Origin of the sequence: Streptomyces sp. 6N223, assembly GCF_052246635.1 — a bacterium.
Lineage (GTDB): Bacteria > Actinomycetota > Actinomycetes > Streptomycetales > Streptomycetaceae > Streptomyces.
In genome coordinates this window covers 24,258-48,972 of sequence record NZ_JBQQCA010000046.1, presented here as the reverse complement: position 1 = coordinate 48,972, position 24,715 = coordinate 24,258, and the positions used below count along the sequence as shown (strand labels likewise).

The following is a 24,715-nucleotide window of genomic DNA, read 5'->3' as shown; positions in this document are numbered from 1 at the left end:
CGATGGACCAGGCAACTCTTCGCAAGACCGACGCCGGCGGCCCGCCACCCGGCGGACCCAGGGGCAAGGGCGGACTGAGCGACAGCTTCGGCCTGGTGCTGCGCAGCCTGGGCGGCAACATGCGGCAGTACGGCATGCTGATCGCCCTGGCTCTGATCGTGGTCGTCTTCCAGGTGTGGACCGAGGGCGACCTGCTCCTGCCGCGCAACGTCAGCAACATCATCTCGCAGAACGGCTACATCCTGATCCTGGCGATCGGCATGATGATCGTCATCATCAACGGCCACATCGACCTGTCCGTCGGGTCCGTGGCCGGATTCTGCGGGGCCGTGGCCGGCGTGCTGATGGTCGATCACGATATGTCCTGGCAGCTCGCCTTCGCCGTCGCCCTCGCCCTGGGCGCCGTCGTCGGCGCCTGGCAGGGCTTCTGGATCGCGTATGTCGGCATACCATCCTTCATCGTCACCCTGGCAGGCATGCTCCTGTTCCGAGGGGCCACGCGCATCGTGCTGGGCGGCGAGTCCCTCTCGCCCTTCCCGCAGGGCTTCAACGACCTCAGCCAGGGATTCCTGCCGGAGGTCGGGCCGAATACCAACTACCACAACCTGACCGTCCTGCTCGGGCTGATCGTCTGCGCGGTGGCGGTGCTCCAGGAGTGGCGCAAGCGGCGGCAGCAGCGCCAGTACGAGCTGGAGGTTCTGCCCATGAACCTCTTCCTGCTCAAGTGCGCGGCGATCGTCGCGGCCGTCCTGGTCTTCACCCTGCTCCTGGCCAGCTACCGCGGCGCTCCCGTGGTGCTGCTGATCCTGGGCGGCGTGCTGCTCGTCCTCGGCTACGTCATGAAGAACGCCGTCGTCGGCCGCCAGGTCTACGCCCTGGGCGGCAACCGGCAGGCCGCGCAGCTGTCCGGCGTGAAGGACTCGCGGGTCACCTTCCTCGTCTTCGTCAACATGGGCGTGCTGGCGGCGCTCGCGGGCTGCGTCTTCACCGCCCGCCTCGGCGTCGCCACCACGGGCGCGGGCAACCTGTTCGAGCTTGAGGCCATCGCGGCGGCGTTCATCGGCGGCGCCTCGATGAGCGGGGGCGTGGGCACCGTGCTCGGTGCCGTCATCGGCGGCCTGGTGCTCGGCGTGCTGGACAACGGCATGCAGCTCGTTGGCATCAGCGAGGACTGGCAGCAGGTCGTGAAGGGCCTCGTGCTCCTCGCGGCCGTCGCCTTCGACATCTGGAACAAGCGCCGGGCCGTCGCGTCGTAACACGAAACAACAGAATCCCTTCATTACTCCTATAGAAGGAGCCGCGTTTCCCATGTCCACCACCAGAAGAACCGTGATCGCCACGGCCGCGGCGGCGGGTCTCACCGCCGCCGCGGCGGGCGGCGCGCAGGCGCACCGCGGCGGGAGCGGGTCCGCTCCCCGGCGTGAGCCGTTCGGCAGTCTCGCCGACGGCACGAAGGTCGAACGCTGGACGATCTCGCGCGGCGGCACCCGCATCAAGGTGCTGTCCTACGGCGGCATCGTGCAGTCGCTCGAACTCCCGGACCGGACGGGGCGCTACGCCAACGTCTCCCTCGGCTTCGATTCCCTGGACCCCTACGTCAGCGACTCGCCCTACTTCGGCGCGCTGATAGGCCGCTTCGGCAATCGCATAGCCAAGGGCAAGTTCACCCTGGACGGCACCGAATACACCCTCCCCGTCAACGACGGCCCCAACAGCCTCCACGGCGGCGACAAGGGCTTCGACAAGCGGGTCTGGAACGTCACCCCCAACGGCCCGGCCTCCCTGGTGCTGACCTACACCAGCCCCGACGGCGAGATGGGCTACCCCGGCACGCTGGACGTCAAGGTCACCTACACCCTGACCGCATCCGGCGCTTTCCAGATCGACTACGAGGCCACCACCGACGCGCCCACCGTGGCCAACCTGACCTCGCACATCTACTTCAACCTGGCCGGGGAGGGCAGCGGCGGGATATACGACCACCGTCTGGGCATCGCCGCCACCCGCTTCACCCCCGTCAACGACACCCTGATCCCGACCGGTGAGCTGGCCCCGGTGGCCGGTACCCCCTTCGACTTCCGCCAGCCCAAGCCCATCGGCCGCGACATCCGCGAAAGCCATGAGCAGGTGCTGTACGGCCAGGGCTTCGACCACAACTTCGTCCTCGACAAGGGCATCACCGGCAAGCCCGAGCAGGCCGCCACCCTGTACGACCCGCTCTCGGGCCGCCGCATGGACATCGCCACCACCGAGCCGGGCCTGCAGTTCTACTCCGGCAACTTCCTCGACGGCACCCTCACCGGCACCAGCGGCAAGGTGTACCGCCAGGGTGACGCCCTCTGCCTGGAGACCCAGCACTTCCCCGACTCGCCCAACCAGCCCGACTTCCCCTCCACGGTGCTGCGCCCCGGCAAGACGTACCGCTCCACCACGCTCCACACCTTCGGCACGCGCTGAGCAACACGCCGAACCACGCCCGGAGCCCGTCAACGGAACGTTGACGGGCTCCGGGTCGTCTGGGCGCCGGCGCGTCGTCAGCCCGGAATGGGCACGGAGACGATGTCGTATGTCGTCGTCTCGGTGACCTCGGTGTCGAAGCGGGCGTTGGGAAGGTACAGGCGGCCGTCGTGGCCCGCGACCGTGGTGGGGGTGTCGAAGGACGCGTCGGTGAGACGGGCGGTCACCGTGCCGACCCGGCCGTCACGGTCGAGCGTGATGACGGCGACCTCGTTGGAGCGGTTGAGGACGGCGTACAGGGTGACGCCCTGGCGGAGCAGGCCGTCGCCGTTGACGAGGGACTCGCCGCCGAGATCCACGGGGGTGGCGTCCCCGGTGGCCGCATCGACCCGGTAGAGGGTGCCCTCGGTCGAGTGGACGACGAGGAGGGCGTTGCCGTCCGGGGTGGTCGTGAGGCCGTTGACGTTGATCTCCCCGGGCGTGAACGGGATGCCTGTGAGAGGGAGCGTCACGACGTCCTGCTGGGCGGGCAGGGCGCCGCCCAGGCCGAACGGCAGGACGTAGAGGACGGGGTTGTAGGAGTCCGTGAAGTACGCCGCCTGAGGGGTGAGGAGGACGTCGTTGACGAAGCCGGTGCCGGAGGAGGGGACCAGGGTGTAGTGGGCGAGGCGGTATTCGGAGTAGGTGTCGAGGACCCTGGCGTCGCCGTTTGCGCCGCCCGCGATGAAGAGCCGGTCGTCGGCGTCGACCTTCAGGCCCAGCGCCGGGGTGCCGGGGATCGGGGCGAGCGAGCCCCAGTCGCCGCTGTGCATGAATATCTTGAGGACCTCGCCGGTGACGCGGTTGCCGCAGTACGCGAGGCCGCCCTTGCCGATGGTGATGCCCTCCGGGGCGAAGCCGTCGGGCAGCTGGACGGAGGTCACGGCCCGGGGCCGGGGCGGCGTTGTGGCCGCGGTGGCCGCGGTGGCCACGCCGGTCGCGGCCACGGTGGCGGTTGCGGCGAGGGATGTGAGAACGGCTCGCCGGCTGAGGTGGGGCGCGTGGGGGTGGGTCATCTCAGCTCCTCGGAAGGTTCCAGGGGGTCTGTGACGGATGCGTACGCGTTACGCAACGAGCGTCGCGGGGCGAGCGATCCCCACCGTCGCGGCGATGGCTCGTTTCCGGCCGCTACGCGGAGGCCTCCGTCAGCCGGGCCAGCTCCGCGTCCGTCAGGCGGAGGGAGACCGACGCCAGCAGCGCCGGAAGCTGCTCGGGCGTGCGGGCGCTCGCGATCGGCGCCACGACGGTCGGCTGCGCGGCGAGCCAGGCCAGCGCCACGGTGGCGGGCTCGGCGCCGTGGGCGGCCGCCACCTCGTCCAGGGCGGCCAGCACCCGGCGCCCGCGCTCCGTGGTCAGATGCCTGGCGGCTCCGCCCGCCCGCGCGCTCTCCACGGAGGCGGCGCTCTCCGGCCGGTACTTGCCGGTGAGGAAGCCGGAGGCCAGGGCGTAGTACGGCAGCACGCCGAGCCCGTAGCGCAGGGCGATCTCGCGGCGTTCGCCCTCGTACGTCTCGCGGGAGACGAGGTTGTAGTGCGGCTGGAGCGCGACGTACCGGGCCAGGCCCTCGCGTTCGGAGAAGGCGAGCGACGCCTCCAGCCGCTCCGGGCTGATGTTGGAGGTCGCGATGGCCCGCACCTTGCCCTCGCGGACGAGCTCGTCGAGCGCGGTGACGATGTCCTCGACGGGCACGGACTCGTCGTCGAAGTGGGTGTAGTAGAGGTCGATGCGGTCGGTGCCGAGGCGGCGCAGGGACGCCTCGGCCGCGCCCTTGATGGTGGCCGGGGCCAGGCCGGTGAAGTCGGGGTGCCGGGCGACCTTTGTGGCGATCACGACGGAGTCGCGGTTGCCGCGCGCGGCCATCCACTCCCCGATCAGGGTCTCGGACTCGCCGCCCTGGTTGCCGGGGATCCAGGCGGAATACGAGTCGGCGGTGTCGACGAAGTTGCCGCCGGCGGCGGCGTAGGCGTCGAGCACGGCGAAGGACGCCTCGCGGTCGGCCGTCCACCCGAAGACGTTGCCGCCGAGGTTGAGGCCGAAGACCTCCAGGTCGGAGGAGCCGAGCTTGTGCAGGGTCGTGGTCACTGGTTACGCCTCCCAGGCATGGGTGGGCCCTCCCGCGACGCGTCGCCGGAGGGCCGTTTCGTTCGGCTCAGTCAATCAGGGGGTCGAACTCCCCCGCCTTCGCGGCGCGGATGAACGCTCGCAGTTCGGAAGGGGTGTAGCGCAGCGGCTCACGCTCGGGCGACTTGGAGTCGCCGAGAGCGACGCCGCCGTCGATCTTCATCAGCTGGACACAGTCGTCGCCACTGCCGTTGCTGAAAGAGGACTTGACCCACTCTCCATCAAGGGGAGCGACATAGAGGTCGGTCTTCTCGTGCTTCATCGCAGTTCTTTCTCGATCTCTTCGATGCGCTGGATGGTCTCCTGTGGACTCAGCGCGTACCCGGTGAGGTCGGCGAACTTGCGCCGAGCCTGCCGGACATCCGCCGGGTCGTCGTGAAGCAGTTGGCCCCTGAGCTTCTCCTGTGAGACGACGCTGTGGTTCTCCGTCCCGGGAAAGTCGAGGACAGTGAAGGGGAATCCGTGGATGCTGGGCGCCCCTGCCGAATGGGGGATCATCCGGAGGGTGACGTTCTGCTTCGGCGCCCACGTCAACAAGTGCAGAAGCTGCTCGCGCATGACGTCCTTGCCGCCGACGACCGCGCGTAGCGCTGTCTCCAGGCAGAGCGCGTCCAGGATGACGGGATGCCGCCGCGAGAGGATCGCCTGCCGTTTCATCCTGGACTCCACGAACGCCTCGCGGCGCTCCGCGCTCTCCTGCTTCTGCCCGAACGCCGCGATGGCCTCGACGTACCTCCGCGTCTGGAGCAGGCCCGGCACATAGGTTCCCGAATGGACGGAAATCCGTTCGGCGGCGTCCTCGACGTAGAAGTACCGGTAGGAGTCGCCCCGGAAGAGATTGCGGAAGCGCGGCTGCTCCCACCAGGCCCGGCCGTAGGACTTGCCGTGTTCGATCTTGGCCTGGATGGAGGCCCGCACCTGGGTGTTCGCTCCGTAGAGCGAGAGCAGGGCGTCGAGTTGCCGGTCCGTTGGGAACGCCTTGCCCCGCTCGATCTTGCTGACCGTGAAGCGCGAGACCTTCAGCCTCTCCGCCGCGTCGTCCTGTCGCAGACCAGCGTCGGTGCGCAGGCGTTGCAGGTCTTCTCCCACGTCGCGCATGGCGAAGATCGCGTTCGTGTTGACGTTGGCTGACAAGCCTCTCCCTCCCGCCTGGGCGCCTGCGCCGCGATGCGGCCAGGGTATCGCCGCGTCACCCGGCAGCCCCCAAGTTGCCCCTCTTCGGGGGAACTTCCGATAACTCTTGCACGTGACCAGTCACGTGACCCATCCTAGCCTCTGCGCACCGCTACCTTATGGTCGCGGTCCGTAGCTGATGCAGATTACGCCTCGGGAGGGACAGCGATGCACGAACGTGGGCACGTACTGTCAGTCGGACGCTACCGGCGCGAGCCGGGCTCCGTGGCCATGGCCCGCAGAGCCGCGACCCAGGCGTACGCCGCCTACCCGTGGATCGACCCGGCCCTCGTCGCGCTCCTCGTCTCCGAGGCCGCCACCAACGCCGTACTCCACTCCACCGGCAGCGACTTCGACGTGCTGTGCCACTCCCCCTCCCCGCTCGACGGCAGCGTGCAGATCGAGGTCCACGACCGCAGCCGCGCAGTGCCGTGCCCCCGTCAGGCCACCGAACTGGACGAGCACGGCCGGGGGTTGGCGTTGCTGGACCTCCTCGCCGCCGCCTGGCGTACGGAGGCCACCGCGACCGGCAAGAGCTTCGTCGTCACCCTGGCGACGGACAAGCCGTGCCCGGCCTGACGCGGCCTGGGCGCCTTCAGGCAGGCGGTGCTCGTGCTGCGCTGGTTCGTCGACGGTGCTGACGCGGACTAGCTAGTGGCGCTTGTGTACCGACGGAGCCCGGCACGCCACACCCCACGCGCGACCACGCAACTCGCAGTGGCAACCCCGAGCGCGATCGGCACCTGGATCAGACTGGCGCCCCGGGCAAGCACCTCCATGGGCAGGCTGGCCACCAGTGCGGTGGGGAACACGTACGTGAAGATCACCTGCAGCACGGGCCGGTAGAGCTGGACTGGATAGCGGGCGAACTGCCAGATGGCGTCGTAGACCACGTCTAGGCTCAGGCCGACGGCCCAGAACACGACAGCTGCGAGGATCACCCGGGTCGACCACATGATCACTGTCGCGGCGAGGATCATGACCAGCCATGCGGCGACACCGCCGACCGTGATCGCGATGGAGGCATGGACAATGCCGAAGACAACGATCCCGAGGCCGAGCGCGACCTGCAACAGGGCGAGCGGAGCGCTCGTTCCGAGGCTGGCAAGGAAGATGGCCGGCGCGGGTTGAACCAGAGCCGCGTCGAATCGCCCGTCCTTCACTTGCTCGCCGAACCATTCGACGTTCGGTTCGACGAAGGCCGCCCGGAGTCCACTGACGATTTGGAAGGACCCGAGCAGCGCTATCGCCTGGCCGGGCAACCAGCCGCCGAGGGTGTCGGTCCTGGTGAACACGAAGCTGAGAGCCGCCAGTGATGCCAGCGCGCCGACGAGTGTGACGATCAGCTCGAACAGCAGGTCGGCGCGAAATGCGAGACTCCGCCGAAGAGACATCGAGAACAGGGCCCCGAAGAGTTTGACAACCTTCACCATGTGGCTCGCCTATCCTCCGAAAGCGGTGATTTTGCGGACGCCGAGACGCCAGACGCCGACCGTCGCAACACTCAAGATCAGCAGCCACCCGACCTGCAGCCCGTACGCTTCGAGAACCGCCGACGTCGCCAGGTTGCCGGCGGCGATTTCGGCCGGCGCGCCGAGCATCGACCAGAAGGGGAGGACTCTTCCCACGTCCTGCAGTTCTGCGGGCAAGAAGCTCAGCGGCGCGGCGGTGCCACCCAGAAGGAAGATCAACGTCTCGCCCATTCCGACCGCGCCGTGGGCGCGCTGTGTCCAGATGGCCGACATGGCGAGCAGATAGGTGAACACGAACCGGACCGCGGCCGCGAGCAGCACGGCAGGGAAAGCCAGCAGGAGGTTCGTCGCACCGAGCGAGACATCGGAAAGTACGCCGACCACGATGATCAGCGGCAGCCCGAACACCAGATGCCAGAGACGAACGGCCAGGTTCGTCGAGAGGAAGTCGACCACCACGGGCCGCGGTTTGACCAGTTCAACCGCGAAGTCACCGGAGTAGATGCCGTTCGCAAGGGTGTGATGCTCATAAGAGACGGTCATCAGCTGAACCGCGAGCAGTACAACGTAGTACGTGGTCACGCCGTTGCTGCCCGGTACAGCCGACGACCACACGAGCAACCCGAGGAGAGGTGTGACCGCCTGCCCGATGACCAGGGTGATGACGAAGGTCCGAAGGCTCCACCACTGAACCGAGCTGCGCCAGACGCCGAGGCCGACCAGCCGCACCAACCGACCGGACTGCGCTCCGAGGCCACGCGAGGCCGCCGTCATCGCTTCGCATCCCGGTAGAAGCGATCCATCACCAGATCCAGCGGCGGGTCCTCGACCGCCAGGTCCACGATCGGTAGTTCGGCCAGAAGCTCGCCGGTGACCTTCGGGACGGCGTCACGACGTATCCGGAGCGAGACCTGCCCGCTCCCTCCGTCCTCGGACTTCTCCACCTCACCGAAGCGTTCCCAGGCGACCCCGCTCTGATCGGCGACCGAGACCTTGATCAGCTTGTACGGCGACAGCATCGCTGCGAGGGAACCGAGCTCGCCGTCATAGCGGATGCGGCTGCGGTCTATCAGGATCACCCGTCGGCAGAGCGACTCGACGTCTGCCATGTAGTGGCTGGTGAGGAGGACCGTGGCAGCCGTACGGGCGGCGTAGTCAGCGATGAACCGGCGGAGAGCGGCGGCAGCCGACACGTCCAGCCCGAGCGTCGGCTCGTCCAGGAAGAGGACCTTTGGCCGGTACACGAGCGTCGTGGCCAGCCCGGCACGCATCCGCTCGCCAAGGCTGAGCGCACGGACCTGCCGATTGAGCAGCCCTTCTATGTCGAGCATGTCGACCAGCTCATCGACGTTGTTCCTGAAGTCGGACCGCTGTACCTCGTAGAGAAGTTGCTGATATCTCAGCGAGTCCATCACCGTTAGTTCGCCGGGTCCACCGATCGGCTGGCTTCCCCGGATGAGCCCGATCGTCTTGAGGTACTCGCGCTGCCTGCGCCACGGGACGAAACCGAGCACCCGCGCCTCGCCGGCCGTGGGATGCAAGATCCCCGACAGCATTTTCATCGTGGTCGTCTTCCCGGCACCGTTCGGGCCGATGAAGCCGACCACCTCGCCGGCCCCGAGTTCGAATGACAGGTCGGTCACAGCGTCGATGTCGCGGTACTCGCGGTGTACTACGGAGCGTAGCGCCGCCCGGAGTCCCGACTCTCGCACCGGTGCCCGGTAGCGCATGCCCAGGTCCTTGACTGCGACCACGGTGTGATCAGTTCCAACTGAGCCTGTCGCAGTCTCACTCACTCTCATAGGCTCAATCTAGAAGGTTGATGCAAGCTGAAGGGTTTGGAGCAGGATCATGCGGAACTCTGAGGGAACAGGCACGGAAACCCTTCGGCGAAAGTTGAACCGCGAGGACCGGCTGCGTCCCATCGATCTGGCACGGATAGCCGGACTTGGCGTCACTCAGATACGCACCTACGAACGCGTCGGCTTCCTCCCGGCCGCGCCACGCGATGCGAACGGCTACCGCCGCTACTCGAGCGAGCACGTGTACGCACTGCGAGCAGCACGAGTTCTCATCGCCGGCTATGGCTGGCAGACGGCACTGGACGTCATGCGGGCCATTCATCTTGACGAGGTGAGCACGGCTTTCTCACTCGTGAACAGCCGTCACGCCGCCCTCGACAGTCAGCGGATCCGCACCGAGAGCGCGCTCGAAGCAATCGACACGATGCTTCGCAGGCCCGCCCGAGCGCCGGAGTCGACCGGAAAACCCCTGGTGCGCGTCAAAGAGGCCGCCGCGAGCGTGGGCGTGCGGACATCGGCCGTCCGGTTCTGGGAGAGCCAAGGGCTACTCCAGCCCCGCCGTCAAGCCTCGACGAACTACCGGCTCTATGACGCCGAGCAGCTGACGCGACTGAATGTCATCGCGCTGCTGCGTGACGTCGGGTACCCCTTCGACGTTATCCGAGGAGTACTTGACGAGTTGACCGACGGTCGCCCCGACCAAGTGCGGCACGCCCTCCAGCAAAGGCTCCAGACGCTTCAGCAGACCACGTGGCAATGCATCTCGGCAACCAGCACCCTGCACACCTACCTGCTCGGCATCAAGAACCCACGTCAGCACGGCGAACCGACCATCGACTACACCCAGTCCTACCTTCCGCATACGGACAAGAAAAGCGGCGTCGCCGCCCTGGCCGACCTGGTTCTGGCCCGTGAACGCCAGCAGGGGTGAGCCCAGGGGTGAGGCCCTCCTGGCAGGCGAGCCGCGCCAGCCGCTAGGTTCACGGGTGTGATCGAGACGGATCTGGCCCTGGGCGACGGCCGCACGCTGCACGTGTACGACACCGGAGAGGGCGGCTCCCAGGGCCGCCTCGTCGTCTCCTGGCACCACGGCACGCCGAACCTCGGTACGCCGCCGCAGCCGCTGTTCGCCGCCTCCGAGCGGCTCGGGATCCGCTGGATCTCCCACGACCGGCCCGGGTACGGCGGATCGACGCCGCTGCCCGGCCGGGACGCGGCGTCGGCGGCAGGGGATGTCGCCCGGGTCGCCGACGCGCTGGGGATCGAACGCTTCGCGGTGATGGGCCACTCCGGCGGCGGCCCGCACGCCCTCGCCTGCGCGGCGCTGCTGCCGGACCGCGTGACGGCGGCCGTCAGCATCTCCGGGTTGGCGCCGTTGGGGGCGTTCGAGGCCGAAGGGCTCGACTGGTTCGCGGGCATGGCGCCCTCCTGTGAGGCGTCGCTGCGGGCGGCGGCCGAGGGGCGGGCCGCCAAGGAGCGTCACGAGGCGACGGCCGCGTTCGACTCGGAGATGTTCACGCCCGAGGACCACGCGGCGCTCGCCGGCCCCTGGTCGTGGTTCGGCAGCGTCGTCGGCCCGGCCCTGGCGGGCGGCCCCGGCGGGCTGATCGACGACGACCTGGCGTACGCCTCCCCCTGGGGCTTCGACCCCGCGCGGATCGCCGCGCCGGTGCTGCTGGCGCACGGCGAGCGCGACCGGGTCGTGCCCAGCGCGCACGGCCGGTGGCTCGCCGGCCGCTGCCCCTCGGCGGAGCTGCGGATCGGCCCCGGCGACGGGCACATCTCGGTGCTCGACGGGGGCGGCGAGGCCGCGCTGGAGTGGCTCGTGGGCCGGGATCGGGGCTGAACGGGCCGGGCTGGCCGGACCGTTCGTCCCCGATCCACCCGCCCAGCACACACGCTTCGCCCGTTTGCGCGATATGTCCGTTGTTGCTCTAGTGGAGGAATGACGATGTCGCCCTTCGGGCCGTCGCCCGACCCCTTCGCCGAGCTGCTGAACCGCTTCCTCGGGATGGCGCCGGGAGCCGCGCCGCCCGCCGTGCAGCGGGTGCCGATCGGGCGGCTGCTGTCGGACGCCGGGCGGGAGCTGATCGCGCGGGCCGCCCGGCGGGCCGCCGAGGACGGCAGCACCGACCTGGACACCGAGCACCTGCTGTGGGCGGCCACACAGGTGGAGCCGTCGCGGGGGCAGATCGGGCGCGCCGGCGTCGATCCGGACGAGCTGGCCGGGACGCTGGCGGCGTCGCTGCGGGCGATCCCGGGCGAGGAGGGCGACGAGGCGCCGTCGCCCGCCGGGGAACGCCGGCTCACCCCGGCGGCGAAGCGTGCGCTGAGCGCCGCGCACGGGCGTTCCCAAGCGGCCGGGGACAGCTACATCGGGCCCGAGCACATCCTCGCCGCCCTGGTGGCGGACCCCGGCTCGGGCGCGGGGCGGGTGCTGCGGGAGGCGCGCCTGGACACCGACCGGATGACGCGGATCACCGCACAGCCCTCCCCACCGAGCCGGACGCCGACGCTGGACCGGTACGGCCGCGACCTGACGGCCGAGGCGCGGGCCGGGCGGCTCGACCCGGTGGTGGGGCGCGCCGGGGAGATCGAGGAGACGGTCGAGGTGCTGTCGCGGCGCACCAAGAACAACCCGGCGCTGATCGGCGAGCCGGGCGTCGGCAAGACCGCGATCGTGGAGGGCCTGGCGCAGCGGATCGCGGGCGGCGACGTGCCGGACACGCTGCGCGACCGTCGGGTGGTGGCGTTGGACCTGGCGGGCCTGGTGGCCGGATCGCGGTACCGGGGCGACTTCGAGGAGCGGCTGCGGAGGGTGATCGAGGAGGTGCGGGCGGCCGGCGGCGAGGTGGTGCTCTTCATCGACGAGCTGCACACGGTGGTGGGCGCGGGCGCGGCCGGGGAGGGCGCGATGGACGCCGGGAACATCCTCAAGCCCGCGCTGGCGCGCGGCGAGCTGCACGTGGTGGGCGCGACGACGATGGACGTGTACCGGCGGCACGTGGAGAGGGACGCGGCGCTCGAACGGCGTTTCCAGCCGGTGATGGTCCCCGAGCCGACCGTGGAGGAGACGATCCAGATCCTTCAGGGGCTGCGGGACGCGTACGAGGCGCACCACGGCGTGCGCTACGCCGACGAGGCGCTGACGGCCGCCGCCGAGCTGTCCGACCGGTACCTCACCGACCGCTTCCTGCCGGACAAGGCCGTCGACCTGCTGGACCAGGCGGGCGCGCGGGTGCGGCTGGCCGCGCACGCGGGCACCGCCGAGCGGGAGGAGACCGAGCAGCTGCGGCGGGAGCGGGACCAGGCGGTCGCGGGCGAGGAGTACGAGCGGGCGGCCGAGATCAAGCGGCTCATCGATCACTCCGAGGCCGAGGCGGAGCGGGCGGCGGCGGAGCGGGCCGAGCGCGGCGAACGCCGGGAGGCGGCGCCTGAGGTGAGGGCCGCCGACGTCGCCGAGGCGCTCTCGCGCCGCACCGGGATACCCGTGGCCCAGCTGACGGAGAGCGAGAAGGAACGCCTGCTGAAGCTGGAGCACGCCCTGCACGAGCGGGTCGTCGGCCAGGACGAGGCGGTGACGGCGGTGGCGGAGGCGGTGCGCCGCAGCCGGGCGGGCATGGGGGATCCGGACCGGCCGGTGGGGTCGTTTCTCTTCCTCGGGCCGACGGGGGTGGGCAAGACGGAGCTGGCCAAGGCGCTGGCGGAGGTGCTGTTCGGGGACGAGGGACGGCTGGTCCGCTTCGACATGGGCGAGTACCAGGAGCGGCACACGGTGGCCCGGCTGATCGGCGCGCCCCCGGGCGACGCGGGCCAGGAGGAGGCCGGGCAGCTCACGGAGCACGTGCGGCGGCGGCCGTACAGCGTGCTGCTCTTCGACGAGGTGGAGAAGGCGCACCCGGACGTCTTCCACACGCTGCTCCAGATGCTTGATGATGGGCGCCTGACGGACGGGCAGGGGCGTACGGTCAGCTTCCGCAACGCCGTGGTGATCATGACGAGCACCATCGGCTCGCACCGGGTGCTCGCCCACGCGGGCGACGTGGACGCCGCGCTGCGCGAGGGCCTGATGAAGGATCTGGGCGGGCGCTTCCCGCCGGAGTTCCCGAACCGGATCGACGAGACGATCGTCTTCCACCGGCTGAGCCCGGCCGACCTGGACCGGGTGGTGGACCTGCTGCTGGAGCGCAGCCGGCGGCGGGTGCGCGCCCAGGGCATGCGCCTGGAGGTCAGCGGCGCGGCGCGGCGGCTGCTGGCGGAGCACGGCCACCAGCCGGAGTACGGGGCCCGGCCGCTGCGCCGCACCATCCAGAGCGAGCTGGACAACCGCGTCGCCGCGCTGCTGCTGAGCGACGCCGCCCGGGTCGGGGACACGATCCGGGCCGGGGTGAGGGACGGGGAGCTGGTGTGCGAGGTCGGGGGTGGCGGGCGCGGGGAGGACGAGGAGATCGAGCGGGCCGAGGCCGACGCCGAGGCGGAGGGCTGGCCCCCGGCGGAGTAGGGCGGGCGGAGGGGCGGCGTACGGGGCCGGTCGTGTAAGCCATTGCGGCGGCGCGTGGAGTGTTGACGCGCCGCGCACCGTTCGACCTCGGGCGCAAAACGTAGTTTTATCGGCATGACCGCTTATGAACTAAGCCGCCGTCACCTGCTGGCCCTCGGTGGCTCGTGCGCGGCCGGGCTCGCCCTCGCGGGCGGCGGCAGGGCCCACGCGCTCGGCGACGAGCCGTACGTCCTGGCCACCAACGACGTCCAGGGCCCGCCCTGGCTGCTGCTGGCGGGCACCCCGATGCGCGGGGACATCAGGGACGGCAAGGAGGGCGTACCGCTCCAGCTGCGGCTGACCGTGCGGGACGCCGACGGGGCCCGCGCGCCCGTCGCCGACGCGCAGGTGGAGGTCTGGCACTGCGACGGCCAGGGCCACTACTCCGCCACGCCGCCCGGCGTCGGCCCCGCCACCGCGGCCGACGCCGACGCCCAGGAGGCCGACGCCGACGCCGAGACCGAGACCGAGACCGAGACCGAGGCCGAGACCCTGCCCGACACCGGCGGCGAGGCGTTCCTGCGCGGCTACCAGGTCACCGGGGACGACGGCGGGGTGCGGTTCGCCACGATCATGCCCGGCTGGTACGCCGGCCGCGCCCCGCACATCCACGTGCGCGTGCACACCCCCGGGCTCTGCCACACCGGGCAGCTCTTCTTCGACGACGCCGTGGTCGAACGGGTCCGCGAGCAGGAGCCGTACCGCCGCATCCCCGGCGAGGGGCCGACCCCGCTGGTGGAGGACCCGATCTACCTCGGGGGCGCGGGCGGCGGCCTGCTGGCGCTGGAGCGCGCGAGCGGCAGCCGGGGCTACGCCGGCCGGCTGGGCCTGGCCGTCGCCCGGCGCTGACCGGGAGCCGATCGCGCTCAGTGGTCGCCGTCGCCGCCGCAGCACGGATGCGGGTCGGGGATCTCGAAGGGCACGAAGGAGCCGCCGCGCGCGGGCATCAGCCGCAGCAGCAGAACGCCGTCCTGCCACTCGGGACGCACGTGCCCCCGGGTGTCCAGGGCGGCGTCCGCCGCCGGGGCCACGCCGCCGAGCGCCTCGACGCGGGCGATGGCGGTGCGGCCGAGCAGCTCGCCCACGGTGAGGGCGGCGGGCAGCCCCGCCGAGCCGGGGAAGACCACCGCCCGGCCCTCGCCGCGGGCGGCGCCCGCGAGGGCCGCCGCCCGCGCGCCCGCGCGCCGCGCGGCCGGGCCCAGCGTCCGCCGGCCCAGCACCGCACACGCCGCCTCCCCCGCCACGCCGCCGAGGCGGCGGAAGACCTCCCGCGCCGCCTCGCTCCCGGGGAGTCCGAGCGAGAGCGCCAGGTGCGGCTCGGGGTCGGCCACCCGGTGGGTGCAGCCGAACGCCCCGGGCGGCAGCGGCAGCTCCGCCGCCAGCCGGTGCAGGAGGTGGTCCGCCTCGCGCCGGTCGCGGATGCCCGCGTCCAGGCCGATCGTGACGCCCTCGTCGCCCGCGTCGCCCGCGTCGTTCGCGTCGCTCACTCGGGCAGCACCCAGATCGGGTTGGAGTAGAACCACAGGTCCTCCCACGGGTCGGCGTCGCCGAGCACGTCGAGCGCCGGGCCCGCCGGGTCCACCTCCGCGCCGTTCAGGCCCGGCTGGCCGCGCTTGCCGTCCGTGCCCCGCACCCGCACGTACAGCGGGCGGTCGACGCGGCCGAGCTGGTACACGAGGCTGGCCGTGCCGGTGGCGGCGTTCACCTCGAAGGACTTCACCACCCGCGTGCCGGGCGCGTGGAAGGTGTCGCGGTCGGCGGCCTCGCCGGTGACCTCGCCCTGGATGACGTCGACCCGGGCGAGCGTGGGCACGAACCCGGCCCAGTTGGGGCCGTTCGCCAGCGCGATGTCCAGGGCCAGCTCGACGCGCGTGCCGCGCCGGACGCGCAGGGTGCCGCCGAGCGTGGCCGAGCGATCGCCGCCGCGCAGGCGCGCGGTCAGGCCGGAGACCAGCCCGCCGTGGTCCACCCACACCCGTCCGGCGCGGATGCCCTCCATGACGGCGGCGTAGGAGAAGTCGTAGGCGCCGACGTGCGTGCGGCTGTACTGGCCGGGCCAGTAGTTGTCGGCGGTGGGGTTGAGGCCGGTGCCCCCGTAGACGGGGTCGTCGTGGTAGCCGTTGGCGTCGTAGTCGGAGCCGTCCGGGAGGGCCGCGGTGTCGCCGTAGTTGGCGTGCGAGTCCGAGTTGGCGGTGATCCACCACGCCTTGCCCTCGGACAGCAGGCTGTCCCACAGGCCGCCGACGGTGGCGGTCATCCAGTCGAAACCGCCCCAGGTGCGGTAGCTCTCGGCCGGGTAGCCGGGGAAGGAGTCGCTGGTCGGGCTGGCGTCGTACCCGCCGCGCACGCCGCCGGGGCCGTGCGGGGCGGGGATGCCGCGGGCCTGGTGGCCGGGGGCGGCCTCGAAGCCGACGGCGATGGACGGCTGGGCGTCGCGCCAGCCGCGGATCTCGTGGGGGGAGTCGACACCGCGGCGGGCGGGGTGGTTGGCGAGCATCAGGGCGTCCCTGACGGTGCGGCGGCGCACCTGCTCGGCGAGGAAGTCGAGGCCGGAGATGGCCAGCGCCTCGTTCTGCGGGGTGCTGGCGCGGGTGTTGTTGACGTTGCCGTCGTAGCCCACCTCGAACTGCTTGAGGACCTGGACCTCGTTCGGTCCCGGGTGCACGAAGACGGTGGCGTGCTCGGCGCCCGGGAGGTTCCACTCCAGGCCCTGGAAGACGAGGGTGTCGCGGTGCGCCTGGCGGGCGGCGCGGATGTCGGGGTTGACGCGCTCGACGCCGATGCGGGAGTGGTTGAGGTTGCCGTGGTCGGTGATGACCAGCCAGTCCAGGCCGTAGCGGGCGCCGTTGCGGACCTGGTCGATCACCCGGTACATGGCGTCGTTGCTGTACTGGGTGTGGATGTGGTGGTCGCCGGCCAGCCACAGCAGGCGGCCGGAGCCGCCGTCGCCGGCGACGGCACTCGCGCCCGCGGCCCGTGCGCCCAGCAGCCCGGCGCGCCGTATCAGGGAACGCCGCGAGAGCTGCTCGGGCGTCAGCTCGCCGTCGGGGATCCCCGGGTCCATCGCCGCGGGCAGCGGTCTGTGCTCCTCGTGGTCGAGGTCGTGGTCGTGGTCGTGGTCGTGGCCGTGGCCGTGGCCCATGGCGTTTCTCCGTCGTCGAGGCAAGGCAGTGCCGCACGAACACTGCGGCGGAAAGGTACACGCTGCGTGAATGGACGAGGAGAATCCCCGGGACCGTTGAGGGACCGCCGCCGCCCGGACTCGACACGGGCGGAGGCGGTCCCGGCCTGCGGGAGCGGCGTTACGCCAGCCGGATCACGTTCCAGGACATCGGCTCCAGGGTGGTCCGCAGCGTGCCGTCCGCCAGCACCGTGGCGCCCTCGGACGCCTCGTGCGGAGCGACCCGGGTCGGCTCGTCGCGCGTGTTGCGCGCGTCGGGGTCGGCGTCGGCGAGCACGCTGTGCGTCAGGACCCGGTCGAGGCCGAGGCCGCGCAGCGTGACCTCCAGCGGCAGCGGCTCGCTCTGGCTCCGGTTGACGGCGAAGACCGTGACCTCGCCGCCGGCCTCGTCGCGCACGGCCGTGGCGTGCAGCAGCGGCACGTCGCCGAACCGCTTCGTCTCGTACGCCGGGCTCTCGGGCCGCACCGCCAGCACGGTGCCCCGCCCGTGGGCCGACGCCTGGGCGAAGGGGAAGAAGGTCGTCTGGCGCCACGCCGGGCCGCCGGGCTCGGTGGCGATCGGGGCGATGACGTTGACCAGCTGCGCGAGGCAGGCGACCTTCACCCGGTCGGCGTGGCGCAGCAGCGCGATGAGGAGGGAGCCGAAGACGACGGCGTCGGTGACGCTGTAGTTGTCCTCCAGCAGGCGCGGCGCCTCCGCCCAGTCCTGGTTCGGCGGCGCGTCCGGGGCGAGCTGCGGGCAGCCGCCGGCCTGGTACCAGACGTTCCACTCGTCGAAGGAGAGGTTGATCCGCTTCTTCGACTTCAGGCGGGCGCCGACGTGGTCGCAGGTGGCGACGACGTTCTCGATGAAGGACTCGGTGTCGACGGCCGAGGCGAGGAAGGAGTCGCGGTCGCCGTCGGCCTCGTGGTAATAGGCGTGGAGCGAGATGTGGTCCACCAGCTCGTAGGCGTGCTGGAGGACGGTGGCTTCCCAGGCGGCGAAGGTGTCCATGCCCTGGGAGGAGCTGCCGCAGGCCACGAGCTCGACGCCGGGGTCGATCTGCCGCATGGCGCGGGCGGTCTCGGTGGCCAGCCGCCCGTACTCCTCGGCGGTCTTGTGGCCGGTCTGCCAGGGGCCGTCCATCTCGTTGCCCAGGCACCACAGCCGGATGCCGTACGGCTCCTTGTCGCCGTGGGCGGCGCGGAGGTCGGAGAGCTGGGTGCCGCCGGGGTGGTTGGCGTACTCCTGGAGCGCGATGGCCTCGGCGACGCCACGGGTGCCGAGGTTGATCGCCATCATCGGCTCGGTGTCGATCTTGCGCACGAAGTCGATGAACTCGCCGAGCCCGAACTGGTTGCTCTCGGTGGAACGCCAGGCCAGGTCGAGGCGGCGGGGGCGGACGTCCCTGGGGCCGACGCCGTCCTCCCACTGGTAGGCGGAGACGAAGTTGCCGCCGGGGTAGCGGATCACGGTCACGCCCAGCTCGCGCACCAGGTCGAGCACGTCGGTGCGCAGGCCGGCGGCGTCGGCGGTGGGGTGGCCCGGCTCGTAGATGCCGGTGTAGACGCAGCGCCCCAGGTGCTCCACGAAGGAGCCGAAGAGGCGCGGGTCGGACTCGCCGACGGTGAAGTCCGGGTCGAGGGCGAAGCGGGCGACGGGGTGGTTCATGCGGGTCCTTGCTCCTGCGTGGGTGGCACGGGTGTTCAGTGATGGTGGCTCATTCCCGGCGATGCGCAGCAGCGCCCGGCGCCGTCGACGCGGGCGCGCTCCTCCAGCTCCCGGGACCATCCCCTTCTCGCGTTCGACATATCGAATGGCGATCGATTATACGAACGAAAGGAAGCTAAGGGCAGGCCGCCTCCCGGTCAACACCTCCCGGGCCGGCGAAATTTTCGAGAACGTGCCCCGCTACTGTCCCGCGATGCCGGTGTGGGCCACGCCCCGCACGATCTGGCGCTGGAAGAAGACGAAGACGATCAGCAGCGGCAGCCCGCCGATGATCACCGACGCCATCACGGTGGCGTAGCGGACGCCGTAGGTGGACTGGACGTTGACCAGGCCCACCGGCAGCGTCATCCCGTTGGGGTCGGTGGTGACCAGGAAGGGCCACAGGAAGTTGTTCCAGGTCTGGATGAAGGTGAAGATCCCCACCGCCGCCAGCACCGGCCGCGAGAGCGGCACCACGATCTGCCAGAACACCCGCCAGCGGCCGGCGCCGTCGACGTACGCCGCCTCCTCCAGCTCGCGCGGCAGCCCCTCGAAGAACTTCACCAGGATGAACACCATGGCGGGCACGGCGACCTGCGGCAGGATGACGCCCCAGTAGGTGTCCACCAGGCCGAGCGCCACCATCTCCACGAACAGCGGGGCGATCAGCACCTGCGGCGGCACCATGATCCCGGCCAGCACCAGCCCGTAGAGCACCTTGCGGCCCCTGAACTCGGTGCGGGAGAAGCCGTACGCCGCCATGGCGGTGAGGACCACGGTCAGGACGGTGGTCACCGAGGCGATGTAGGCGGTGTTGAGCATCCAGCGGGTCAGGTCGCCGGACTCCCACACCGCGCGGTAGGCGTCGAAGGTGATCTCCGAGCCGAACCAGTGGAGCCCGGTCTCGGTGGTCTCGTCCTCCGGCTTGAGGGAGGTGGCCAGCGCCCAGGCGAGCGGCCCCACCCACAGCAGGGCCAGCAGCAGCGCGCAGGCCAGCAGCGCGAAACGCCCCGGCGTCCAGCGCGCCCGGCGGCCCCCGGAGTCCTCGTCCCCGGCGGGGGCGACGACGCTCTTGACGGCTCTGGCGGCGGTGGCGACGGCGCTCATGGGGCGTTCTCCTCCCGGTTGCGGCGCGTCAGCCGCAGGTGGATGAGCGAGACGATGACGATCAGGGCGAAGAAGATGTACGAGATGGCCGAGGCGTAGCCGATCCGGTAGCCGGTGAAGCCCTGCTGGTAGACGTACTGGAGGATCGGGCGGGTCGAGTCGTCGGGGCCGCCGCTGGTCATGATGTACACCTGGTCGAAGATCTTCAGCGAGGCGAGGAGCTGGAGCACCACGACCACCACGGTGGTGCGGTTGAGCATCGGCAGCGTGACGCGGACGAAACGCTGCCAGGCCCCGGCGCCATCCAGCTCGGCGGCCTCGTACAGGTGCTTGGGGATGGCCTGCAACGCCGCGAGGTAGAGCAGGAAGTTGAAGCCGACCGTCCACCAGACCGTGGTGATGACGATCGAGAGCATGGCGTAGCGGGTGTCGGTGAGCCAGCCGATGCCGGGCTCCAGGCCGAAGCGGGCCAGCAGCTGGTCGGCGAAGCCGAAGTCGGCCGGGTAGATGACCCACAGCCACATCAGGCAGACCACGCCGGAGGGCAGCAGGAAGGGCGCGAACCAGCTCAGCCGCCACAGCCAGCTGACGAAGCGGATGTTGTGGGCGATCAACGCCAGCCCGAGGCCGATCAGGACCAGCGGGATGGTGGACAGGAAAGTGAACCAGACGGTGTTCCACAGCGAGGACCACACGTCCGGGTCCTTCAGGGCCTCGGCGTAGTTGTCCAGGCCGACGAACTCCGACTGGGTGCCCGCGATGTCGTCGTTGCCGAGGCTCATCTTGACGCCGTACAGCAGCGGCCAGGCCAGGAAGACGGCGTAGAAGAGGAGGAAGGGCAGGGTGAAGACGAGGCCGTGCTCGCTCCAGTGGCGGCGTATCCGGCGGGGCGCCGCGACCCCGCCGGCCGCGCCCGCGGTCACCGTGGCGGCGGCCGGGCCGGTCGCGGAAGGGGTGGTGGTCATGCGGTCTCTCCGAACGGGCTCGGGGTGTCCAGAAGCTCCTGGAGACGGGACTTGGTCTCCGCCAGCCCGTTCTCGGGGCTGCGGGAGCCGGTGAGGACGCCGGAGAAGACCGCGCCGAGCTCCAGCCACATCGCGGAGGCGGAGCCCGCGAACCACGCGGGCGGGTCCAGGGCCACGTCGTCGATGACCGAGCGGTACTCCGACTGCGGCTCCATGGCGAGGTACTCGGGCTCTTCGAGGGTGGGCAGGTACGCCGGCACGTGGCCGCCGGCCGCCCAGTCCACGGAGTGCTTGAGCATCCAGGCGGCGAAGGCGTGGGTGGCCTCGTTGATGGCGCCGCCCCGGTCGTCCTGGTGGGGCAGGACGAAGGCGTGGGAGTCGGCCTGGGCGGTGGGGCGGCCGAAGAGGTTCGGCACCCGGGTCATGGAGAACGGCAGCCCGGTGTTGGTGAAGGTGCTGACCTCCCAGTCGCCGTTCAGGTAGAAGCCTGACTCCCCGGCGGCGAAGAGGCCGACCGAGCCCTGGTAGTCGACGCGGGGCGCGGCCAGGCCCTCCTCGGTGAGCATCCGCATGAACCGCAGCACTTCCAGCGCCTTGGCGTCGTCGATGGTCATGCGGGTGGCGTCGTCGTTGAGGAACGTGCCGCCGGCCTGGGAGTAGAAGGTGGCGAAGGTGCGCCAGGGGCCAGGACTGTCGCTGACGAGGGTCTCGATGACCAGGCCGGGCTTGCCGGTCACCTCGCGGGCGGCCCGGAGGGCGTCGACGAAGGCGTCGGCGCCCTCGATGGGCCTGAGCCTGCCGTCGGCGCCCAGCAGCCCGGCCTCCCGGCAGATCTCGGTGTGGAAGTAGAGCACGATCGGGTGGGTGTCGAGCGGGACGGCGTACTGCTGCCCCTCGACCGCGCCGCGCCGCCACAGGTCGGGGGGGAAGTCGGCCTCGGTGACGCCGTGCTCGGCGAGCAGGTCGAGGTCGAAGGGGTCGAGCAGCCGCCCGGGGGCGAACCCGGGCAGCCGCGCGAGGTGCAGGATGGCGATCTCGGGGGCCCGGCCGCCGACGCCCGCCATGCCGAGCTTGGTGTAGTACGGGGCGCCCCACTTGAGCGTGGCCGCCTCGAGGTCGATGCCGGGGTGGCTGCGCCGGAACGCGCCCAGCATCCCCTCCATGTTGACGCCGTCGCCGCCGCCGAAGAGGTGCCAGTAGCGCACGCGCGTCTGCCCGGCGCCGGTGCTGGCGGGCGCTGCGCATCCGGCGGCCGCGCCGGCGGCGAGCCCGCCGAGCCCGAGCCCGGCGGTGGCGCCCAGCAGGCGGCGCCGGCTGAGGCCGGGTGCGCGGGAAGGTGGGTCCGAAGGATGCATGCGGCTCGTCCTCGCTCCGAAATATCGAACACGGATCGTAAAGACGAACGAGACCGTAGGTGTGACTCACCTCACCGTCAACGGTTCGGACGGAACCCGGACCGGAAATTCCCGAGTGCCTTTCGGCGCGGTGCGGTGCAGGGGCCGGTGCCGGGGGCCGGTGCCGGCCGGACAGGCCCTAGCCCGCGAAGGCGGGTTGCGGCAGCCCTCGGCCGGCGTCCGGGAAGACCAGCACCGAACCGGCCAGCGGCTCGGCGGCCGCGTCGATGCCGGTGCGCGCGGTGGTGACGTACAGGTCGGTCAGCGACGGGCCGCCGAAGGCACAGGCCGTGGGCCGGGCGACCGGGACGGACAGCGTGCGGTCGAGCTTGCCCTCGGGCGTGTAGCGGCGCACCGCCGCGCCGTCCCAGAACGCCACCCAGACGCAGCCCTCGGCGTCCACCGTCAGCCCGTCGGGCGAGCCGGGCACGTCCGATACGTCGACCAGCGGCCGGCGGCCCGTGACGCCGCCGTCGCCGGTGACGGTGAAGACGTCGACGCGGCGGGTCGGGGTGTCGATGTAGTACATCAGCGAGCCGTCCGGGCTCCAGCCGATGCCGTTGCTGACCGTCACCTCGCCGGCCACCGTCGCCGCGGTGCCGTCGGGCGCCACGCGGTCGAGCGTGCCGCCGCCGGGGCGTTCGTCGTAGCGCATGGACCCCGCGAAGAGCGCGCCGTCCGGCGCCACGGCCGCGTCGTTGCCCCGGCGGCCCGGCACCGGGTCGTACCGCAGCCAGCTGAACGCCCCGGCCTCGTCGTACAGCCCGATGCCGTCGCGCAGGTTGACCACCAGGCCGCCGGCGGCGCGCGGCTTGGCGGCGCCGACGTGCTGCTCGGTGGCGAGCGTGGAACGCCGGCCGCTCGCCGGGTCGAAGAAGTGAACGCGGGCGGAGAGGATGTCCACCCACACCAGCCGCGCCCGCTCCGGGTCCCAGGTCGGCCCCTCCCCCAGTTCGGCCTCGGCCCGTATCGCGATCTCCAGCCCGTCCGTCACGGCGCTTCCCTTCCTTCCCGTGGGTGTTCAGTCCCGCTGGTGGTGCCCGAGCCGCTCGGAGAGCTGGCCCGCGCCCTTGACCGCCAGGCCGGTCAGCTCCTCCTGCTGCTCCGCGCTCCAGCGCACCATGGGCACCGAGATGCTCAACGCCGCCACCACCCGGCCCGAACGGTCGCGCACGGGGGCGGCCACGCAGGAGACGTCGGGGTTCGACTCGCGCTGCTCGGAGGCGACGCCGCGCTCCCGGACGTCCGCCAGGTGGCGGCGCAGCTCCTCGAGCGAGGTGATGGAGTTCGGCGTCATGGCGCGCAGCTCGCCGGCCGACTGCGGCAGCCGCGTGTCCAGCTCCTCCGGCGGCAGCGAGGCCAGCAGCATCTTGCCCACCGCCGTGCAGTGGGCGGGCAGCCGCCGCCCGGCGGCGGAGACCATCCGGACCGCGTGCGTGCTGTCGACCTTGGCGATGTAGATGACGTCCACGCCCTCCAGCACGGCCACGTGCACGGTCTCCCCGCAGGTCTCGGCGACCGACCTGGCGACCTGGTGCCCCTCGGCGGCGAGGTCGAGCTGCTCGGCGTAGCGGCTGCCGAGCTGGTAGGTGCGCACCCCGAGCCGGTAGCGCCCGGGCTGCCCGGAGACCGGGACCAGGTACGAGCGGGCGGCCAGCGTGGTGACCAGCTCGTGGACGGTGGTGCGTGGCAGCTGGAGCCTGCGCGTGATCTCGGGGGCGGACAGCGTGCCGTCCCCGTCGAGAAAGAGCTCCAGTATGTCCAACGCACGGCTCACCGCCGGTACGCGACGCCCCATGTCGGATGCCTCCCCGACCCTGACGATGTTCGGCATGCCGATCGGCCGACGGCATGTCGAACATACGCTATAGGGCGCCCGTCACTAAGGGCAATGGCCGTGATGTGAGGTGGCCGCGGGCCGCCGGGCGAGCTACGCCGCGGCGTCGCTCCCGGCGCCGTTCTTCCCCTGCCGGTCCTGCACCGAGCGTAGCTTCTCCGCGACCGGCCCGGGGAGCCGGTCGCCGGCCCGGTCGGCCACGGCACCCGCCGCCCGCGAGGCCGCCTGCCAGCCGCTCTGCGCCGCCGAGTCCACCGTGTTCCGCACGGCGGGCTTCTCGCTCAGCCGCTGCGCCGCCTCCTTCAGCTGCTCGTACCGCTCCCGGCCCGCACGGGCGCCGAGGACGTACCCGATCGCCAGCCCCGCGATGAAGTTCAGCTTGTGCATGAGACGCTCCCTTCCCTGAGGTCTTCCCTGATCCTGCTCCCGCCAGCGCCCGGGTAGCCCCGATTATGGATTTCGAAGCACCACATCACATGCGCTAATGTATGGGCGGCAGAGCGGGCGTGCCCCCAGCACAAGGGTGGCGGACCCGAGCGGAGCAGTCCCCTGTAGCTCAATTGGCAGAGCAGCCGGCTGTTAACCGGCAGGTTACTGGTTCGAGTCCAGTCGGGGGAGCATCACCCCAGGGGCCCCATCCGGGGCCCCTTGTGGTTTTCCGGGCACTGTCCGTGCATCACCGCCCGATCACCGGGAACCGATGACCCCATGTCCGCAGTCCATGCCTGCGAACGACCTCCCCCGAGCCAGGCGGGAGATCGTATGAGCAGCTATGCTGCGGCAGACGGCGCGCACACATGTGCGCGGCACGCCGTTTCGGGGCGGTAGCTCAGCCGGTTAGAGCAACGGACTCATAATCCGTCGGCCGTGGGTTCGAGTCCCACCCGCCCCACCAGCGGAACGTCGGCAACACGTTCTGACCTGCGCGTTCGGAGCC

Annotated in this window: 23 protein-coding genes and 2 tRNA genes; 9 read left to right on the top strand and 16 right to left on the bottom strand. The window is 71.2% G+C overall.

Annotated features, from left to right (window positions below; all coding sequences use genetic code 11):
- Window positions 1–2: 2 nt before the first annotated feature.
- Window positions 3–1,256 carry a multiple monosaccharide ABC transporter permease gene (gene mmsB / locus ACTWQH_RS24510; RefSeq protein WP_443288893.1) on the top strand — a complete coding sequence of 418 codons (1,254 nt, stop codon included), beginning with the start codon at window positions 3–5 and terminating at the stop codon, window positions 1,254–1,256.
- A gap of 52 nt (window positions 1,257–1,308) precedes the next feature.
- Window positions 1,309–2,457: an aldose epimerase family protein gene (locus tag ACTWQH_RS24505; protein ID WP_443288892.1), complete on the top strand. Its 1,149-nt coding sequence runs from the start codon at window positions 1,309–1,311 to the stop codon at window positions 2,455–2,457.
- Between the two features lie 77 nt (window positions 2,458–2,534).
- Here the strand turns inward: ACTWQH_RS24505 and ACTWQH_RS24500 are convergent, their stop codons facing one another.
- From ACTWQH_RS24500 to ACTWQH_RS24485, 4 genes are all read right to left on the bottom strand, one after another.
- Window positions 2,535–3,512, bottom strand: coding sequence for a superoxide dismutase (locus ACTWQH_RS24500; protein WP_443288891.1), 978 nt, complete (start codon window positions 3,510–3,512; stop codon window positions 2,535–2,537).
- 112 nt (window positions 3,513–3,624) lie between these two features.
- Window positions 3,625–4,578 carry an aldo/keto reductase gene (locus ACTWQH_RS24495; protein WP_443288890.1) on the bottom strand — a complete coding sequence of 318 codons (954 nt, stop codon included), beginning with the start codon at window positions 4,576–4,578 and terminating at the stop codon, window positions 3,625–3,627.
- A gap of 67 nt (window positions 4,579–4,645) precedes the next feature.
- On the bottom strand, window positions 4,646–4,879 hold the full coding sequence (locus ACTWQH_RS24490) for a DUF397 domain-containing protein (RefSeq protein WP_443288889.1): 234 nt from the start codon (window positions 4,877–4,879) through the stop codon (window positions 4,646–4,648).
- Window positions 4,876–5,751, bottom strand: coding sequence for a helix-turn-helix domain-containing protein (locus tag ACTWQH_RS24485; protein WP_443288888.1), 876 nt, complete (start codon window positions 5,749–5,751; stop codon window positions 4,876–4,878). Before ACTWQH_RS24485 ends, ACTWQH_RS24490 begins: the two co-directional genes overlap by 4 nt.
- A gap of 207 nt (window positions 5,752–5,958) precedes the next feature.
- On the opposite strand from ACTWQH_RS24485, the gene ACTWQH_RS24480 reads away from it, so the two are divergent.
- Window positions 5,959–6,369 carry an ATP-binding protein gene (locus ACTWQH_RS24480; protein ID WP_443288887.1) on the top strand — a complete coding sequence of 137 codons (411 nt, stop codon included), beginning with the start codon at window positions 5,959–5,961 and terminating at the stop codon, window positions 6,367–6,369.
- A 68-nt stretch (window positions 6,370–6,437) separates the two neighbouring features.
- Here the strand turns inward: ACTWQH_RS24480 and ACTWQH_RS24475 are convergent, their stop codons facing one another.
- Genes ACTWQH_RS24475 through ACTWQH_RS24465 form a run of 3 tightly spaced genes read right to left on the bottom strand, consistent with a single transcriptional unit; the run spans window position 6,438 to window position 9,058 of the window.
- Window positions 6,438–7,223, bottom strand: a complete 786-nt coding sequence (locus tag ACTWQH_RS24475; protein WP_443288886.1) for an ABC transporter permease — start codon at window positions 7,221–7,223, stop codon at window positions 6,438–6,440.
- A gap of 9 nt (window positions 7,224–7,232) precedes the next feature.
- The gene (locus ACTWQH_RS24470) at window positions 7,233–7,991 is read right to left on the bottom strand and encodes an ABC-2 family transporter protein (protein WP_443288885.1); all 759 of its coding nucleotides are present in this window, start codon (window positions 7,989–7,991) and stop codon (window positions 7,233–7,235) included.
- A 41-nt stretch (window positions 7,992–8,032) separates the two neighbouring features.
- Window positions 8,033–9,058 carry an ABC transporter ATP-binding protein gene (locus tag ACTWQH_RS24465; protein ID WP_443288884.1) on the bottom strand — a complete coding sequence of 342 codons (1,026 nt, stop codon included), beginning with the start codon at window positions 9,056–9,058 and terminating at the stop codon, window positions 8,033–8,035.
- Window positions 9,059–9,158: 100 nt separating this feature from the next.
- Here ACTWQH_RS24465 and ACTWQH_RS24460 point away from each other — a divergent pair, with 100 nt between their 5' ends.
- The 4 genes from ACTWQH_RS24460 to ACTWQH_RS24445 all read left to right on the top strand — a co-directional run bounded on the left by ACTWQH_RS24460 (window position 9,159) and on the right by ACTWQH_RS24445 (window position 14,453).
- Entirely contained in the window at window positions 9,159–9,995 is an 837-nt protein-coding gene (locus ACTWQH_RS24460; protein WP_443288883.1) for a MerR family transcriptional regulator, read from the top strand.
- A gap of 57 nt (window positions 9,996–10,052) precedes the next feature.
- Window positions 10,053–10,910 carry an alpha/beta fold hydrolase gene (locus tag ACTWQH_RS24455; protein ID WP_443288882.1) on the top strand — a complete coding sequence of 286 codons (858 nt, stop codon included), beginning with the start codon at window positions 10,053–10,055 and terminating at the stop codon, window positions 10,908–10,910.
- A gap of 99 nt (window positions 10,911–11,009) precedes the next feature.
- The gene (locus ACTWQH_RS24450; protein ID WP_443288881.1) at window positions 11,010–13,565 is read left to right on the top strand and encodes an ATP-dependent Clp protease ATP-binding subunit; all 2,556 of its coding nucleotides are present in this window, start codon (window positions 11,010–11,012) and stop codon (window positions 13,563–13,565) included.
- A 114-nt stretch (window positions 13,566–13,679) separates the two neighbouring features.
- Window positions 13,680–14,453, top strand: a complete 774-nt coding sequence (locus ACTWQH_RS24445; protein ID WP_443288880.1) for a hypothetical protein — start codon at window positions 13,680–13,682, stop codon at window positions 14,451–14,453.
- A 17-nt stretch (window positions 14,454–14,470) separates the two neighbouring features.
- On the opposite strand, the gene ACTWQH_RS24440 is transcribed toward ACTWQH_RS24445, so the two are convergent.
- The 9 genes from ACTWQH_RS24440 to ACTWQH_RS24400 form a co-directional block, all read right to left on the bottom strand.
- On the bottom strand, window positions 14,471–15,091 hold the full coding sequence (locus ACTWQH_RS24440) for a hypothetical protein (protein WP_443288879.1): 621 nt from the start codon (window positions 15,089–15,091) through the stop codon (window positions 14,471–14,473).
- Window positions 15,088–16,746 (bottom strand): PHP domain-containing protein, encoded by a 1,659-nt coding sequence (locus ACTWQH_RS24435; RefSeq protein ID WP_443288878.1) that lies wholly within the window; start codon window positions 16,744–16,746, stop codon window positions 15,088–15,090. Before ACTWQH_RS24435 ends, ACTWQH_RS24440 begins: the two co-directional genes overlap by 4 nt.
- A 160-nt stretch (window positions 16,747–16,906) precedes the next feature.
- Complete coding sequence (gene arfA / locus ACTWQH_RS24430) at window positions 16,907–18,436, bottom strand: arabinosylfuranosidase ArfA (RefSeq protein ID WP_443288877.1); 1,530 nt, start codon at window positions 18,434–18,436, stop codon at window positions 16,907–16,909.
- 240 nt (window positions 18,437–18,676) lie between these two features.
- Window positions 18,677–19,582, bottom strand: coding sequence for a carbohydrate ABC transporter permease (locus ACTWQH_RS24425; RefSeq protein WP_443288876.1), 906 nt, complete (start codon window positions 19,580–19,582; stop codon window positions 18,677–18,679).
- Complete coding sequence (locus tag ACTWQH_RS24420; RefSeq protein WP_443288875.1) at window positions 19,579–20,547, bottom strand: carbohydrate ABC transporter permease; 969 nt, start codon at window positions 20,545–20,547, stop codon at window positions 19,579–19,581. Before ACTWQH_RS24420 ends, ACTWQH_RS24425 begins: the two co-directional genes overlap by 4 nt.
- Window positions 20,544–21,902, bottom strand: coding sequence for an extracellular solute-binding protein (locus ACTWQH_RS24415; protein WP_443288874.1), 1,359 nt, complete (start codon window positions 21,900–21,902; stop codon window positions 20,544–20,546). Before ACTWQH_RS24415 ends, ACTWQH_RS24420 begins: the two co-directional genes overlap by 4 nt.
- Before the next feature lie 178 nt (window positions 21,903–22,080).
- Window positions 22,081–22,935 carry an SMP-30/gluconolactonase/LRE family protein gene (locus tag ACTWQH_RS24410; RefSeq protein WP_443288873.1) on the bottom strand — a complete coding sequence of 285 codons (855 nt, stop codon included), beginning with the start codon at window positions 22,933–22,935 and terminating at the stop codon, window positions 22,081–22,083.
- A 27-nt stretch (window positions 22,936–22,962) separates the two neighbouring features.
- Window positions 22,963–23,739 (bottom strand): IclR family transcriptional regulator, encoded by a 777-nt coding sequence (locus ACTWQH_RS24405; protein ID WP_443288872.1) that lies wholly within the window; start codon window positions 23,737–23,739, stop codon window positions 22,963–22,965.
- A 132-nt stretch (window positions 23,740–23,871) separates the two neighbouring features.
- Window positions 23,872–24,165, bottom strand: a complete 294-nt coding sequence (locus ACTWQH_RS24400; RefSeq protein WP_443288871.1) for a hypothetical protein — start codon at window positions 24,163–24,165, stop codon at window positions 23,872–23,874.
- 158 nt (window positions 24,166–24,323) lie between these two features.
- On the opposite strand from ACTWQH_RS24400, the gene ACTWQH_RS24395 reads away from it, so the two are divergent.
- Both ACTWQH_RS24395 and ACTWQH_RS24390 read left to right on the top strand, forming a co-directional pair.
- A tRNA-Asn gene (locus tag ACTWQH_RS24395) sits at window positions 24,324–24,396 on the top strand.
- A 200-nt stretch (window positions 24,397–24,596) separates the two neighbouring features.
- Window positions 24,597–24,673: transfer RNA gene (locus tag ACTWQH_RS24390), tRNA-Ile, on the top strand.
- Window positions 24,674–24,715: the final 42 nt, after the last annotated feature.